At 60.6% G+C, this 15,376-nt stretch carries 15 protein-coding genes; 5 read left to right on the top strand and 10 right to left on the bottom strand.

Annotated elements, in window-relative coordinates:
• Positions 1-23 precede the first annotated feature (23 nt).
• Both ACSZPK_RS10750 and ACSZPK_RS10745 read left to right on the top strand, forming a co-directional pair.
• Positions 24-152, top strand: coding sequence for a hypothetical protein (locus tag ACSZPK_RS10750; RefSeq protein ID WP_437881437.1), 129 nt, complete (start codon positions 24-26; stop codon positions 150-152).
• A 30-nt stretch (positions 153-182) separates the two neighbouring features.
• Positions 183-1,082, top strand: coding sequence for a TauD/TfdA dioxygenase family protein (locus ACSZPK_RS10745; RefSeq protein WP_437881436.1), 900 nt, complete (start codon positions 183-185; stop codon positions 1,080-1,082).
• A gap of 247 nt (positions 1,083-1,329) precedes the next feature.
• Here ACSZPK_RS10745 and ACSZPK_RS10740 read toward each other — a convergent pair whose 3' ends face one another.
• The 4 genes from ACSZPK_RS10740 to minC all read right to left on the bottom strand — a co-directional run bounded on the left by ACSZPK_RS10740 (position 1,330) and on the right by minC (position 4,089).
• A complete protein-coding gene (locus ACSZPK_RS10740; RefSeq protein ID WP_437881435.1) occupies positions 1,330-1,965 on the bottom strand; it encodes an RluA family pseudouridine synthase in 636 nt (211 codons plus the stop codon).
• 227 nt (positions 1,966-2,192) lie between these two features.
• Entirely contained in the window at positions 2,193-2,447 is a 255-nt protein-coding gene (gene minE, locus ACSZPK_RS10735; protein ID WP_013790888.1) for a cell division topological specificity factor MinE, read from the bottom strand.
• Entirely contained in the window at positions 2,444-3,259 is an 816-nt protein-coding gene (gene minD / locus ACSZPK_RS10730; RefSeq protein ID WP_437881434.1) for a septum site-determining protein MinD, read from the bottom strand. The genes minE and minD overlap by 4 nt, the downstream gene beginning before the upstream one ends.
• 98 nt (positions 3,260-3,357) lie before the next feature.
• On the bottom strand, positions 3,358-4,089 hold the full coding sequence (gene minC / locus ACSZPK_RS10725) for a septum site-determining protein MinC (RefSeq protein WP_437881433.1): 732 nt from the start codon (positions 4,087-4,089) through the stop codon (positions 3,358-3,360).
• Positions 4,090-4,241: 152 nt separating this feature from the next.
• On the opposite strand from minC, the gene ACSZPK_RS10720 reads away from it, so the two are divergent.
• Positions 4,242-5,174, top strand: a complete 933-nt coding sequence (locus ACSZPK_RS10720) for a lipid A biosynthesis lauroyl acyltransferase (RefSeq protein WP_437881432.1) — start codon at positions 4,242-4,244, stop codon at positions 5,172-5,174.
• A 42-nt stretch (positions 5,175-5,216) separates the two neighbouring features.
• The gene (locus tag ACSZPK_RS10715; RefSeq protein ID WP_437881431.1) at positions 5,217-6,398 is read left to right on the top strand and encodes a patatin-like phospholipase family protein; all 1,182 of its coding nucleotides are present in this window, start codon (positions 5,217-5,219) and stop codon (positions 6,396-6,398) included.
• 120 nt (positions 6,399-6,518) lie between these two features.
• Here ACSZPK_RS10715 and ACSZPK_RS10710 read toward each other — a convergent pair whose 3' ends face one another.
• The 3 genes from ACSZPK_RS10710 to ACSZPK_RS10700 all read right to left on the bottom strand — a co-directional run bounded on the left by ACSZPK_RS10710 (position 6,519) and on the right by ACSZPK_RS10700 (position 9,538).
• Positions 6,519-7,367, bottom strand: coding sequence for a pirin family protein (locus ACSZPK_RS10710; RefSeq protein ID WP_437881430.1), 849 nt, complete (start codon positions 7,365-7,367; stop codon positions 6,519-6,521).
• A 94-nt stretch (positions 7,368-7,461) separates the two neighbouring features.
• On the bottom strand, positions 7,462-8,247 hold the full coding sequence (locus tag ACSZPK_RS10705; protein ID WP_437881429.1) for an MlaA family lipoprotein: 786 nt from the start codon (positions 8,245-8,247) through the stop codon (positions 7,462-7,464).
• Positions 8,240-9,538 (bottom strand): serine/threonine protein kinase, encoded by a 1,299-nt coding sequence (locus tag ACSZPK_RS10700; protein ID WP_437881428.1) that lies wholly within the window; start codon positions 9,536-9,538, stop codon positions 8,240-8,242. The genes ACSZPK_RS10705 and ACSZPK_RS10700 overlap by 8 nt, the downstream gene beginning before the upstream one ends.
• 490 nt (positions 9,539-10,028) lie before the next feature.
• On the opposite strand from ACSZPK_RS10700, the gene rarD reads away from it, so the two are divergent.
• Complete coding sequence (gene rarD / locus ACSZPK_RS10695) at positions 10,029-10,943, top strand: EamA family transporter RarD (protein ID WP_437881427.1); 915 nt, start codon at positions 10,029-10,031, stop codon at positions 10,941-10,943.
• Positions 10,944-11,123: 180 nt separating this feature from the next.
• Here the strand turns inward: rarD and ACSZPK_RS10690 are convergent, their stop codons facing one another.
• From ACSZPK_RS10690 to ACSZPK_RS10680, 3 genes are all read right to left on the bottom strand, one after another.
• Positions 11,124-13,517, bottom strand: coding sequence for a TonB-dependent siderophore receptor (locus ACSZPK_RS10690; protein WP_437881426.1), 2,394 nt, complete (start codon positions 13,515-13,517; stop codon positions 11,124-11,126).
• A gap of 253 nt (positions 13,518-13,770) precedes the next feature.
• Entirely contained in the window at positions 13,771-14,712 is a 942-nt protein-coding gene (locus tag ACSZPK_RS10685) for a FecR family protein (RefSeq protein ID WP_437881425.1), read from the bottom strand.
• A complete protein-coding gene (locus ACSZPK_RS10680; protein ID WP_437881424.1) occupies positions 14,709-15,221 on the bottom strand; it encodes an RNA polymerase sigma factor in 513 nt (170 codons plus the stop codon). The genes ACSZPK_RS10685 and ACSZPK_RS10680 overlap by 4 nt, the downstream gene beginning before the upstream one ends.
• Positions 15,222-15,376: the final 155 nt, after the last annotated feature.

Raw genomic sequence — 15,376 nt, 5'->3', positions numbered from 1 at the left:
GTGCTGACACGGAGAGAAATGCCATGAGCCAACCCGCAATCGCCATTCCCCCATCGGTCGAACTCGACCTTGCCCTGGTCGCTGGCCGCATTGGCGCCGAAGTGCCGATGGCCATCGATGGCCAGCGCAGCCGCACGCTGAAGAAATCCTGAGCGGCGTCACATTCCACGAGGAGCAACAGCATGACCCAGACCGCCTCTATCCCGCGTACGTTGTCCCAGGCCGATGGCTTTCGTATCGAGCCCTTGCAGGCCCCGCTAGGCGCCATCGTGCATGGGCTCGATGGTCGCAACGACCTTGCTGCGAGCCAGATCCTTCAGCTCAAGCAGGCCCTGCGTGACCACCACATCCTGATCTTCCGTCGGCAGCAGCTCGACGATGCGCAGTTCCTGCGCTTCACCTCCTGGTTCGGCTCGGTGTTCCAGCCGCATCCGGATTTCCCGGTGCTGTCGTCACGACCGGACGGCAAGGTGCCGGAGATCGTCAAGGTCGCCAATACCGAGGATGGCGAGCTGGGCAGCGGTGCGATTCCCGCACATTCCGACCATCAATGGACGCCGACACCCTCCAGTGGCTCGCTGCTGTATGCCCACGAAGTACCGGACGAGGGCGGCGAAACGGTATGGACCAACCTGGCTTTGGCCTACGCCACTCTGGACGACAGGACCAAGGCCGAGATCGAAGGCCTGCGCCTGATCAACTACAACCCCTTCGTGCGCCGGCGCAATGGCGATTACGAGAGTATCGGCAACATTCTCTATCGCACCCCGGACATCACGCCGATCCAGGGCACCGAGCATCCGCTGGTGCGTATTCATCCGGAAAGCGGCAAGCGGCTGCTGTTTCTTGGCGCACGCACCGAGGTGGAACTGGTTGGGGTCGACCCCGAATACGGCAAGGCGTTGATCGAGCGGCTGCGTGAACACCTGGCCAACCCGGCGCTTTCCTACGCCCACACATGGCAGGTCGGCGACATCGTGTATTGGGATAACCAGGCGACCTTGCATGCACGCAAGGCGTTTCCGGCGGAGCAGCGTCGGCGTATGGAGCGCATCAGCCTGGCGGGGAGTCGGCCGTTTTGAGTTTGCTGTGTTCAGATTGAAAGGCTGACCTGAGGCGGAGCAGACATCTGGCCTTGTAGGGTGGACAACGCGAAGCTTGTCCACCATTGGCCACGTAGAGCGGTGGGCAAGCTTCGCGTTGACTGCGCGTCCCAGTCCACCCTACGAATTGGATTCCCGCCTTCGCGGGAATGACCGCTACACGTTTCGGGCATTGGAAGAATGTCCGCCCCGCGAAGTCGTCACTGGAGTGAAACGCCAACAGCTCCTAGAACGGCGCCGCACACTCGAAGCGCAGCCGCTCGCCGGTCTGCGGATGGGTCAGGCTGAGCATGCTGGCATGCAGGCACAGGCGTTCGTGGGCGGCGAGGGCCTCTTCGTGGGCGTAGAGGCGGTCGCCCAGCAGCGGGTGACCGATGGACAGCATATGCACACGCAACTGGTGGGAGCGGCCGGTGATCGGCGTCAGCTCGACCCGGCAGTAATCCCCGCAGCGCTCGAGCACGCGCCAGTAAGTCAGGGCGTGCTTGCCTTGTTCGTGATCGACGACGTGGCGTGGCTTGGTCGGCGGGTCGTAGCGCAGGGGCAGGTCGATGCTGCCGCTGTCCAGCGCCGGCTGGCCCCAGCAGAGCGCGGTGTAGGCCTTTTCCGTTTCGCGGTCGTGGAACTGGCGGGACAGTTCACGATGGCTGTCGGCGTCGCGAGCCAGGACGATCAACCCCGAGGTTTCCCAGTCCAGGCGGTGGACGATGCGTGCTTCCGGGTAGCCGTTCTCCTGTAGCCGGGTCACCAGGCAATCGCGGTTGTCCTCCGCGCGGCCGGGCACCGAGAGCAGCAGCGTCGGCTTGTTGATCACCAGCAGGGCATCGTCGGTGTGGATGAATTCGATCTGGCTGAGCGGCATGGGTCTGGGCGTTCTGGGTCAGGAAAAACAAATGGCGGCCACGTGGGCCGCCATGGGTTTGCATATCTGGCAAAAATCTACTCTGGATATTGCGAGCTAGAGTCCCGCAAGGCAAAAACAAGCGAGGAACGGTCGGAGTCGCGGGCGACTGTACTTTTGTACATGAGCATTCCGAGCTTGTTTTTAACGCCGCGGGGCCGACGCGCAGCTAATCCCAGATAGATTTTTCAACGATCCGGCAGGGTGATGTTCAATTCCAGGATCGAGCAACTGCCCTGGTTTTCCAGGGCGACCTGGACCTGGTCCGAGTCGATGGCGACATACTTGCGGATCACCTCGACCAGCTCCTGCTGCAGGGCAGGCAGGTAGTCGGGCTGAGTACGCTGGCCACGTTCGTGGGCAACGATGATCTGCAGGCGCTCTTTGGCGATGGAGGCTGTGGTTTCCTTCTTGCGCGAACGCAAGAAGTCAAAAATATTCATTCTCGACCTCCGAACAGTCGTTGCAGGAATCCTTTCTTCTGCACGTCGAGGAAGCGGTGCGCCACTTCCTTGCCGAGCAGGCGGTCGACGGCATCGCTGTACGCCTGGCCGGCGTCGCTCTGGTCATCGAGGATGACTGGAACGCCCTGGTTGGAGGCCTTGAGCACGGCTTGCGATTCCGGAATCACGCCGAGCAGGTTGATCGCGAGGATTTCCTCGACGTCTTCCACGCCGAGCATTTCGCCCCTGGTCACGCGCTCCGGGTTGTAGCGGGTCAGCAGCAGGCGCTCCTTGATCGGCTCTTCGCCGTTCTCGGCGCGGCGCGACTTGCTGGCCAGCAGGCCGAGCATGCGGTCGGAGTCGCGTACCGAGGACACTTCCGGGTTGGTCACGACAATCGCTTCGTCGGCGAAGTACATCGCCAGGTGTGCGCCTTTCTCGATACCGGCCGGCGAGTCGCAGACCACGTAGTCGAAGGTCTTGGCCAGTTCGTCGATGACCTTGCCGACGCCTTCCTGGGTCAGGGCGTCCTTGTCGCGGGTCTGGCTGGCGGCCAGGACGAACAGGTTTTCCAGGCGTTTGTCCTTGATCAGTGCCTGGGTCAGGCTCGCTTCGCCGTTGATGACGTTGACGAAGTCGTACACCACTCGGCGTTCGCAGCCCATGATGAGGTCGAGGTTACGCAGGCCGACGTCGAAGTCGACGATCACGGTTTTGTGTCCGCGCAGGGCGAGACCGGTACCGATGGCAGCGCTGGTGGTGGTTTTACCAACGCCGCCCTTGCCGGAAGTGACTACGAGAATCTTGGCCAAGGTGATGCACCCCTAAGAAGAAATAACAGGCAATCCGCAGCGGCTTGCGCCAGATTTGCGGATGCCTTTTTGGTCCCTGAATTGGCCCGCAGTATCCGTTAAAGGCGGGTGATGTTCAACACGTCGCCGGTCAGGGCGACCTGTACCGACTGGCCCCAGAGCGGGTCACGGCGCAGGTCCTCGGCGGTTTTGTACTGGCCTGCCACCGACAGCATTTCGGCGCCCATTTGTTGGCAGAAAATCCGCGCCTTGGTATTGCCTTTCACGCCAGCGAGGGCGCGACCGCGCATCGGGCCGTACACATGGATGTTGCCATCGGCGAGAAGTTCCGCACCGGCGCTGACCGCCGCGGTGACGATCAGGTCGCCACCCTGGGCATAGATCTGCTGGCCGCCGCGTACGGGGGTGGTGATCATGCGTGTCGGCTTGAACTCCGGCTCGACGGGCTTTTCTTCTTTCTTGCGCGTTTCGGCCGGTTCGATCAGGCGCTCGCGCACGCCCGATGGCGGCAGCACCGGCAGATCCAGTTCGTTGGCGGCGTTGATGTCTTCTTCGCGACCGGTACGCAGAGCCTGGGTACGCAGGCCATGGCGACGACAGGTTTCCATCAGCCGGGCCAGGTCGAGCGCGCCTTCGCCCTCGGGCAGTTTGTCCAGGGCCAGCACCAGCGGGATGTTCTGGAAGAAGGCCGGCGCCTGGGCGACTTTTTCCGCGAGCTGGCGGTCGAGGCGCTCCAGGTCGTTGTGCGTCAGTTCCAGTACGGTAATAGCCAGCATGCTGCCCTTGAGCTGGAACACAGGGTCTTGGTCGAGGAGGTCGGCTTGGCTCATGGTCTTCACGTCAGATGCGGTGGCGACGACTTATAGCAAGCAGCCAGGAGCCGCTACAAGCTTCAGGCCGTTTGCGTTTGTCTCGTGGCTTGCAGCTTGAGGCTTGCCGCTGCTGTAGAATCCCGGCCTTTGTCGCTGAACCGGTGTTGCCCATGGATCGCCCGCGCCTGCGTGCCTACTTCTTCCATCCGCGTTTCTGGCTGTTGTGGCTCGGCCTTGGCCTGCTGTGGCTGATGGTGCAGTTGCCCTATGGCCTGTTGCTGCGCCTGGGGCGTGCGCTGGGCGGGCTGATGTATCGCTTTGCGGGCTCGCGCCGACGGATTGCCGCGCGCAATATCGAGCTGTGCTTCCCGCAACTCGACCAGCGTCAGCGCGAGCGCCTACTCAAGGAAAACTTCGCCTCCACCGGCATTGCCTTCTTCGAGATGGCCATGAGCTGGTGGTGGCCCAAGGCGCGCCTGGCCAGGCTCGCGCATATCGAAGGCCTGGAGCATCTGCGCGAGGCTCAGGCCGAAGGCCAGGGCGTGATCCTCATGGCCCTGCATTTCACTACCCTGGAAATCGGCGCGGCGCTGCTCGGCCAGGTGCATACCATCGATGGCATGTACCGCGAGCACAAGAACCCGCTGTTCGATTTCATTCAGCGCAGTGGCCGCGAGCGGCACAATGCCGACGCCACCGCCATCGAGCGCGAGGACATTCGCGCCATGCTCAAGGTGCTGCGTGCCGGCCGGGCGATCTGGTATGCGCCGGACCAGGACTATGGCGCCAAGCAGAGCATCTTCGTACCGCTGTTCGGCATCCAGGCGGCAACGGTCACGGCGACCACCAAGTTCGCCCGCCTGGGCAAGGCCCGTGTCGTGCCCTTCACCCAGGAACGCCTGGCCGATGGCTCCGGTTATCGTCTGGTGATTCACGCGCCACTGAGGGATTTTCCTGGCGAGAGCGAAGAGGCCGATTGCTTGCGTATCAACCGCTGGGTCGAGCAGGCGGTCAGCCAGTTGCCCGAGCAATACCTGTGGGCGCATCGGCGCTTCAAGACGCGTCCGGAGGGTGAGCCGAAGCTGTATACGAAGCGGCGTTAGCAGGTTCTATACTCAGCCCTCCTTCCGAATGGATATCGCCCCATGACCGATGCCGCCAACGCCACCAAGCCCATGACGGGGCTGATTCTTTCGGGTGGCGGGGCGCGGGCGGCCTATCAGGTCGGGGTATTGGGGGCGATTGCCGATCTGCTCGAAGGCAGTGAGGAAAACCCCTTCCAGGTGATCGTCGGCACTTCGGCTGGCGCCATCAATGCGGTGAGCCTGGCCTGCGGGGCGTTGCAGTTTTCCACGGCGGTGCGCCGGCTCAACGATGTCTGGCGCAGTTTTCACAGCGACCAGGTGTACCGCACCGATTGGCCAGGCGTGTTGCGCCAGGCCAGCCGTTTCATCGGCCACAGCCTGCTTGGTATCGGCCGGGACCTTCCGGTCGCGTTACTCGACAGCTCGCCTTTGCGCACGTTGCTGGAGGGGCAACTCGATTTCACCGGTATCGCCGCGGCGGTGCGCATGCGCAAGCTGCGGGCGATTGCCGTCACCGCATTCGGCTATGAGTCCGGCCAGGCGGTGACCTTCTACCAGGGCCGGGCGACCATCGACCCCTGGTTCCGTCATCGCCGCGTCGGTGTGCCCACGCGCCTGAGTCTCGATCACTTGCTGGCCAGCGCCTCGATCCCGCTGATCTTCCCGCCGGTCAAACTCAATCGCGAATACTTCGGTGACGGCGCGGTGCGCCAGTCGGCACCGATCAGCCCGGCCCTGCACCTGGGGGCCAACCGCGTGCTGGTGCTGGGGGTCAGCGGTAATCCGCAAGGTGGCAATGCCAATGCTCCCATCGTCCGTACCAACAGCGGTATGCCGCCGACGCTGGCGCAGGTCAGCGGGCACATGCTCAACAGCACCTTCGTCGATAACCTGGAAAGCGATATCGAGCTGCTGCAACGGCTCAATCAGTTCAGTCGTTTGCTGCCAGAGAGCGCCAACACGCGTGGCCTGGGGATGAAGCCGGTGGAGGTGCTGGTGGTCTCGCCCAGCCAACCGCTGGACCAGATCGCGGCCAGGCATCGCCACGAACTGTCGCGCTCGATGCGTTTTTTCCTGCGCGGCTCGGGAGCGACCCGTAGCAGCGGCGCCGGAGTGCTCAGTTACCTGCTGTTCGAGCCGGGTTATTGCAACGAGCTGATCGAGCTGGGTTATCAGGATGCAATGGCACGCAAGGACGATCTGGTACGATTCCTGGGCGTTGATGCCGAAAGGGGCGCCTGAGCTCATCGGCCAGGACCGCGCTTTTGCCGGCGCGGGGGCAGTTGCACTGCGAATTTCCCCAGGCCACTCGATGCTGGGGCGAGCGCTGCGCAGGCACGCCGCTCCACCATCTGATAGTGCTCAGCCGGTCAGCCGGTCATCACGAAAATCCCGCAACGCCTGCTCGATCTGCTCGCGGCTGTTCATCACGAACGGGCCGTACTGGACGATGGGTTCTTCCAAAGGCCTTCCTGCGATCAGCAGCACCTCGGCTCCGGCAACACTGCGTACTTCCAGCCCGCCTTGCTGCGACAGCAGCGCCAGGCGGCTCTTGCTGACGACCTGGCCATTGATGATCGCTTCGCCGTCGTAGACATAGAGCATCACCCTCAGGCCATCTTCCACATGGGGCGCTACCGACGTGCCTGCCGGTAGTTGCAGGTCGAAGAGTTGTGGGTCGGTATCCGGACGCTGCACCGCACCGGCTTGCTGGACCTGACGATCATCGAAGACACCGGCGATGACCTTCACCCGGACACCATTGGCTGTCAGCAGGGACGGAATCTCCTCCGGTGCGAAATCGCGGTAGGCGGCTGGCGCGAGTTTGTTACGCCCTGGCAGGTTGAGCCAGAGCTGGAAGCCGCGCATCGCACCTTCCTGTTGCTCGGGCATCTCGCTGTGGATGATGCCACGCGCAGCGGTCATCCACTGCACGCCGCCGCTTTCAAGCAGGCCGACGTTGCCGAGATGGTCCTCATGGCGCATGCGTCCTTCGAGCATGTAGGTGATGGTCTCGAAGCCGCGATGAGGGTGGGGCGGGAAACCGGCGATGTAGTCGTCCGGGTTCTCCGAGCCGAATTCGTCGAGCATCAGGAACGGGTCGAAGCGCTCGATGCCGGGACCGCCGATCACGCGGGTCATGCGCACGCCCGCACCATCCGAGGTGGCCTGGCCGATGTGCTGGGAGATGAGTTGGCGCAACTGGGACATGCAGGACCTCCGCTTCAGAGGATTGCATGCTAATGCCTGGAAGGTATCCGATGGGTGCAAAATTCATCCGCAACCCATCGAATGCCTCGATGCATTACTCGGCGATCTGCAACTCGCGGGCCTTGGTGTAGATGTAGCGCACCTGCTCGTACTCGAACGGCGAGTTCATTTCGCCGTAGCGGAAGTTGGTGGTGTAGCGGATGTCCACCAGGCGCAGCGCAGTGACCTCGGGATGGTCGTTGGCGAAGTCGGCGACGTTGAGGAAGTTGATCTGCTGTTCCGCCGCCAGGTCGAACACCCGGCCGCCGGTGTCACGCAGGTTCGATGGGCCGAGCAGGGGCAGCATGATGTATGGGCCGTCCGGCACGCCGTAGTAGCCGAGGGTCTGGCCGAAGTCCTCGCTCTGCTTGGGCAGGCCCCACATCGTCGCCGGGTCCCACAGGCCGACGATACCGACCGTGGTGTTGACCAGCAGCCGCCCGGTGGTTTGCAGCGAGCGCTTGCCCTTGAGCTGCAGCAGGCTGTTGAGCAGGTTGGGCACGTCGCCCAGGTTGCTGAAGAAATTGCTCACGCCGCTGCGCAGGAAGCGTGGTGTGATGTAGACGTAGCCGTTGACCACCGGCAGGAACACCCACTCGTCGAAGCGGTAGTTGAAGTGGTAGACGCGGCGGTTCCACGACTCCCACGGGTCGTAGATGCTCAGCGCGGCCATGCTGGCGCGTTCGAACTCGCGCTGGCTGAGGCTGGGGTCGAATTTCAGCGTCTGCAGCGGGTTCTTGAAACCGTCGGGGCCGATCTCGGGTTGCTGTGTCGTTTCGGGCTCGGCGTGGGCCAGGCCGGCGACCAGGGACAGAGCGAGCAGGAAGGATTTCTTAGCCACGGAAGAACTCCAGCATGGCGTCGCTGTTGACGCGGTAATTGAGGTTGCCGCAGTGGCCGCCGAGCGGGTAGAGGGTCAGGCGATCGCCGAAGGTCTCGCGCAGGAAGCCAATGTCCCCCGGGCCGAGGATGATGTCGTCGGCGTTGTGCATGACGGCGATCTTGCTGGATTCCTTGAGGTAATCCTTGAGCGCATACAGGCTCACCTGATCGACCAATTGCGCCAGGCTGCCGCCGTTGTAACGCTTGCGCCAATGCGGGATCAGTTGCTCGGTCAGGTAGCAGTTGAAGTTGCAGTACAGCGCGCGTTTGAAGAATGGCTCCAGCGGTGTGCCCTCGCTGATCGGGTAGTTCGGCGGGGTGATGATCCCGCGGCGGTTGATCAGGTCGGAGGTGAAGGCGATATCGGCCGAGGAGAAGCGGAAGGAGGTTCCCACCAGCATCGCCATCTGCTCGTCGGTCAGGTGCTGCTTGGAGTTCTGCAGGTCGTAGAGCAGGGCGTCGTTGAGATCGATGAAGCCCTTCTGCTGGAAGTAGCGGGTCAGCTTGCCGAGCAGCAGTTCGAAGTAGGTGGTCTTCTTGGTCACACCGCGGGCTTCGACCTGAACCATGCGGTCGAGGTTACTGATCGAGGTGTAGAGGTTGACCGGCGGGTTGATCAGCAGCACGCGCTTGAAGTTGAAGCTGCGCTTGGTTTCGTCCAGGTGGCTGACGAACGCCGCTTCCAGTGCGCCGAGGCTGTAGCCGGTGAGGTAGTAGCCGGTGACCGGCAGCTTGGGATGCTGGGCGCGCACGGCCTGCATGACGTGGTAGAGATCCTCGGCGTCATCCAGGGTGATGCCGGGGGTGGCGGCACGGGAGGCGGCGCTCATGAAGTCGTAGCTGGTCGGCGAGGACAATTGCACCACGTGGTAGCCGGCCTTGTAGAACAGGCGCTTGAGGTCTTCGGTCTTGCCCGCCGCGTAGTTGGCGCCGGTGCCGGAGATGATGAAGACCAGCGGTGCGGGCTTGTCCTGCCTGGCCATGCGGTAGCGCAGCGTCTTGACCGGCCAGAAGTTGTCCGGCAGCTCGAACTCGCGTTCGGGCCGCAGACGCACGTTGTAGTCGTCCTGGTCGATGTCTTCATCCTCCGGAAATTCCGGGCGGAAATCCGGTGGCGTGGTGGCGATGGTCGCCTCGAACGGGTTGTTCAAGGGGTAGCCGTAACTGGCGGCATCGATGTCGGCGGCCCTGAGTGACAGAGGCAGCAGCACGCAGGCAAGCAGCACAACAAGAGCAGGCAAGCGAAGCATGACCAAGTCCTTTTGCGAGGAGTGTCGGGTGAGTGTCGCAGCTACGACAAGCGCAGTGGCAAAGAGTGCCGGCATTATCGTGACATCACGATTTCCGACAAGCCCCAGCAGGGCGCCTCTAAAAACGTAGCCGAGGTAGTCAGCGCAAGGCAAAAAACGGCGAAAAAGCGCAGTTTACTCTTGTGAGTGAGCATTTGACCGGGCTGGCGTTCCCGCCTGTTTTTAACGCAATAGGGCCGACGCGCAGCGGATCGTGAACAGGTTCTTAGCGCAGCGCCAGGTCGCAGCCCAGCTACAGCGGCGTGGGTGGCCACTCGGGTGTGACCGTTCGGCGCGCGATTCGAACTGCCCACGGAGGTTCCTGGCGTGCGCGCCGGGAGGCCGTTGTGAGGGCTGTGGGCGATAATGGTGCAGGCCGCTTTGCGCGTGTTGCCACTCGGTGTAATGTCGCGCCCTTTTCGGCTTGTCGATTTTACTGGAGACACTTTCCATGAGGCTTTCTGGGCGCGGTGTGGCGCTGTCCGTCGCGTCGTCCGTGCTGTTTTCGCTGGTACCCGGTTATGTCGGGTTGCTCACGCCGCTCGACACGTGGCAGGTGTTCGCCCAGCGCGTGATCTGGTCGATTCCCGCGGTTCTGCTGCTGGTACTGGCTGCGCGCCAGGGGCCGCTGCTGCTCGCCGCGCTCGGCCGGGTCCGTCGCGAGCCCTTGCTCTGGCTGGCGCTACCGGCCGCCGCATTGTTGATGGGCGTGCAATGGATGCTGTTCGTCTGGGCGCCGTTGTCCGGGCATATGCTCGATGTGTCCCTCGGCTATTTCCTGCTGCCGCTGGTGATGGTGGTGGTCGGCCGGGTGTTCTACGCCGAACGCCTGCGTCCGCTACAGCGTATCGCCGTGGCCTGCGCCGTGGCTGGCGTGCTCCACGAACTGTGGATGACCATGGCGTTCTCCTGGGTGTCGCTGGTCACGGCCCTGGGGTATCCACCGTATTTCATGCTGCGCCGTTGGATGAAGCTGGACGCGCTCTCCGGTTTCGTCCTGGAAATGCTGGTCATGCTGCCGCTGGCGATCTGGCTGATCGTCGCCCACGGCCCTGTCGGCGTATTCGACCAGGCTCCGAACCTGTGGTGGCTGCTGCTTGGCTTCGGCGTGCTCAGCGCCTTGGCTTTTGGCGCCATGATGGCCGCCAGCCGCCTGTTGCCGCTGGGGTTGTTCGGCATTCTCAGTTATGTCGAGCCGGTGCTGTTGTTCTTCGTCGCCGTGTTGTTCCTGGGCGAGGCGTTCAACATCAATCAGCTATGGACCTATGGGCCGATCTGGGTGGCGGTGGTGTTGATGGGGTGGGATAGCGGAAGGATGCTGCATAAGCAGATGAGGACGGAGGTAGATGATAAGCCGGTGGTTTGAACTGCACTTGTGCAACGCAGAAGCCTGGGAATAATCCCAGGCTTCTGAATGGGAAGTTGGCTATGTTTGGTTTGAACGCTTTCGTTATTTTTGCAAGAAATCACTCAAGATAGACGCTCGATCTAGATGATTCTTTTAAAAATTTACGCGTAAGTTGTTGGATGCACGGGCGTGTATTATCTAGAAGTCCCAGCGGACCGAGGCGGTTATCCGGCGCGGCTCTTCCCAGGTATAATAAGAGCTGTACAGTCTATAGGACTTTTCGTCGAGCAAGTTACTAACGTTCAAAGAGCCAGATAGATTCTTATTGATCTGGTATCGAGCCATGGCGTCGAGCAACCAATAAGAGTCAGCTACAAAGTTATTTGTCCAGGTTTTATCGCGCCAGCGAGCACCGGCACCAATAGTCATACCGTGCAAAGCCCCTTGTAAGGTATAGGTCGTATTTAGTTTGAAGGTGTTTTCCGGGTTTTCAGTGACAATTTTCTTATCTTGCCTACGAGCCACACGGTGAGTATATCCTCCTTGTACTTGCCAACCGGAAGCCAGTTCTCCTGATACCTCAAATTCATAACCTTTCGTGATCACGCCGTCAGCCGCTTCATACGCAGTGCCTCCATCAGGGCCGAGTTCCCCCGTGGAGATGGCATAGTTATCCTGTTCAATCCTGAAGTAAGCCAAGCTAGCGTTCAATCTTCCATCAAAAAACTCGCCTTTTATACCAGCCTCATAATTATCGCCCTCCATTGGGGCCAAAACCGTTCCTTGCAGATTCTTGTTGGACTGAGGTTCAAATATACTGGTGTAGCTAACATAAAAAGAAAAATTATTTGTCAAGTCATAGACGGCGCCAGCATATGGAGTTAGAACTCCAGTTTCACTCTGTGCTTCTGAATAGAAATAGCCCTCGGTGCTTGCCGAACGATAGCGATAATCAGAAACTCGCGAGCCTAATATAATAGCCAGATCGTCATTCAGACTAAATCTATTTGCAAAATAGAGCCCCCGCTGTCTAGTCGTCTCCTTGGGATGATTGGAAACAATATCATAGCCAGAGGTTGGGTATGGCCAGTTATTGATTCCGGTAAAATAATTGGCTAGATCAGTTTGCCCCCAACTGGTTGTCATCCCCTCTGATGGATATGTCGTAATGCTTTCGAAACGAAGTAGTGAAACATTACCGCCGACAACCAAACTGTGCTCGCGATCTAGGAAAAAATATTTCCCATCTAGTTTGAAAGAAAAGCTATCTTGCTTATTTTCTCCTTCATATCCAACCACCCACATTTTCAAACCTGTGCCATCCGCCTGCAGCGTTCCAGATGGACTACCGGCCATCTGGGCGTCATAACTGCTGAATCGACGTTCATAGTTGATTTTTGCTGACCAGCCATTTTCAAAATTATGTTCTAAAGAGCTGAAGAACGAGTTGCTCTGCTGCGGCCACGATGACCACCTCGTGGCGATATTCTTGGAACGCGGCATCTTGACAAACTCGCCATTGGCATTTGTCTGCACCAAGCCACTCCAATTAGAGCCCGTTGGGTCGTGATCATCATAGTCGGCACCCATGGTCCAAAGAGTGTTCTGTGTTAGATCAACTTCCAGTACTCCATAAAAAGCCTTGTCCTTTTTTTCGTAATAATCTAGGTAGGAGTTGGCGTCGCGGTAACTTGCGACCAGCCTTCCTCGTATATTTCCACTCTGGGTAAGGGGGGCGCTAAGGTCGAGCTCTGAACGGTAAGTGTCCCATGATCCTGCACTGGCGGTAATATGTCCCTTGAACTCACGAGTAGGCTTCTTTCTTATCATGTTGATACTCGCTCCCGGGCGTCCTTGCCCAAGCATTAGACCATCGGAGCCTTTAATTACGTCGATATGCTCATAAATAGCCGTATTGCTTTGCAGGTCTCCAGCGGCGTAACCAATTGAGATAGGAATAGAGATTCCGTCATATTGGATATTGTTCACATTGAATCCACGAGATTCAAACTGGATACGTTCACTGTCCACAGTGTAAGTATTTACGCCCGGTGTCTGTTCAATAACATCTACTATTGTCTGAAGATTAAAATCCTCTATCTTTTGTCTAGTGGTCACAGTTAACGACTGCGGCGTTTCCCGTAAAGTCAACGCTAATCCTGTCGCACTACTACTTGGCCCTGTCTGGGTATAGCTTCCAGTTCCTTCCGTAATCGCCTCATCCGCCTTGCCAGAAATGGACGTGCTGTTCAGTTCGAGCACGCCCGTTTGTGGGCCAGGCTCGATAACTGCGGTATCACCCGAAATCGTCGCCCTCAACCCACTCCCTTCAAGCAAACGATTCAACCCAGCATTGGTCTCGTACTGCCCCTGCAAACCTTGTGTCTGTACGTTCTGCACCAGCTCGCTGGGCATGATCAAACGCAGGCCGGTCTGTTCGCCGAAGCGGGTCAGGGCTGGGCCGAGGGGACCGGCGGGGATGGTGAATTGTTGGGCTTCGGCAGCCTGCAACGGCAAGGGCGCGTAGGTCAGCAGGCCGCTGGCGCAGGTCATGGCCAGGTAGAGGGCGGTGGGTTTGAGTGATCGGTACATCGTGCTCCCCTTTGCTGAAAATCAGCGTATTGAAAATGAGTCTCAACGGGAAAGACGACGGGCTGGAAAAACCTGACAGTGGAGGGGGAGGAATTTTTTCCGGTTTTTTAGCTTTGGAATGCTGGAGGGATTGGGGGGATAGCCGGTTATCGAGGGTGTTTGATGGTTTTGGCTTCGTCCGGTAGGGCGAAACCAAAACCATCTACCCACTTCGGCAGGAAGGGGCGTTCGAGCTCAGCGTAGCGCCCCGTGATCACTCCCTCGGCTCCACCAGCGTCAACCACGGATACTGCCTTATACGAATCGGCAAGGATTTCTCCAACAACTGCAGTTGAGCGTCAGTATCCTTGGTCGAGAAAATCCCGGTGACCGGCAACTCCCGCAAACGCTTGTCACGGATCACGATCAGCCCGTCGCGATAGTGAGCGAGGGTGTCGAGCACCTCGCCCAATGGCTGCCCATCGAACACCAGGCGGTCGCGACGCCAGGCGGTGGCGCGGCTGACGTCTACCGGGCGCACCGTCGCCAGGCCGTTGTCGTCATAGCTGACGCTTTCGCCCGTCTGCAGGTCGACTTCGCTGGAGTGGCCCTCGCTGGCCTGGCTGACCCGCACGCTGTGCTCGGTGACGACGACTTGCACATGATCGTCCTCGCGCTGCACATCGAAGCCGGTGCCGAGGGCACGCACGCTGCCGCTGGCGGCCTCGACCAGGAAGGGTCGGGTCGGGTCGGCGGCGACTTGCACGTGCAGTTCGCCAGCGTACAAACGGACCACGCGCTGGCGTGCGCCAAGATCCAGGTCGACGCGGGTTTCCGGGGCCAGTTCCAGGGTCGAGCCATCCGGCAGGCGCAGCTCGCGTTTCTCGCCGCTGCCGGTGCGGATATCGGCCATCCAACCCTGGTCGTGGCCCCGCCAGCCGAGCGCGCTGCAGGCGACGGCGAGCACCAGCGCGACAACCGGCCAACGTCGTGGTTTGCGCTGCAAGGGCGGGTTGCCGAGGGCTTGCCAGAGCTGTTCGGCGGCCGCGCTGGCGCTCTGATGCTCGGCACTCAGGTGGGTCCAGGCGGTATAGGCTGCCCAGTCTGCGTCATTGGCGCTGCCGTCGTGCAGGCGCACCAGCCATTGCAGGGCTTCCTCGACCCGTGGCGGCAGGGGCTTGTCCAGTTCCTCGTCGCTGAGCGGCTGGGCGCTCATTCCTCGACCAGGCCCAGGCGGCGCGCGCAGTGGCGCAGGGCGCGCATGATGTACTTGCAGACCATGCTCGGCGATACGCCCAGGCGTTCGGCGATGGCGGCATGATTGAGGCCTTCGACGCGGTTGAGCAGCAGCGCTTCGCGGCAGGCGGCAGGCAGTTCCTCCAGGGCACGGTGGAGGATTTCCAGTTGCTGGCGCAGTTCGATCAGCCGCTCGGGGCCGGGCAGGGGATCGAACAGGCCGTCCTGGATGTCATCGATGCGCGCGCTCTCGTCGCAGCGTGCACGACGTCGACCGAGGTCGATGATCAGGTTGCCGAGGATACGGATCAGGAAGAAACGCGGGTTGGCAATGGCATCGCTACGCGCGGCCTGGTTCATGCCGGCGTAACGCAGGAAGGTGTCCTGGGTCAGGTCCGCCGCCGTTTCACGGTCGCGCAGGCGTCGATAGGCCAACTGCTTCAGCTCCTGGTGATAGAGGCGGAACAGTTGGTCGAGATCGTGGGCCATGATGCGTCCGTACAGAAGGCGGCGGGAAGCGCGCAGACTATATCGGTCGAGAATCGTTCGCAACAGCAGCCGCGAGTTTCACGCTGCACGTCGCAAGAGAAGCCAAGGGCGGCGCCAGGCGCTCGAAGCGGAGGATCGATCGCATGGCCACCGCT

The organism is Pseudomonas sp. LRF_L74, from assembly GCF_965644255.1.
Classification (GTDB): domain Bacteria; phylum Pseudomonadota; class Gammaproteobacteria; order Pseudomonadales; family Pseudomonadaceae; genus Aquipseudomonas.
This window is presented reverse-complemented; position numbering and strand designations above follow the sequence as displayed.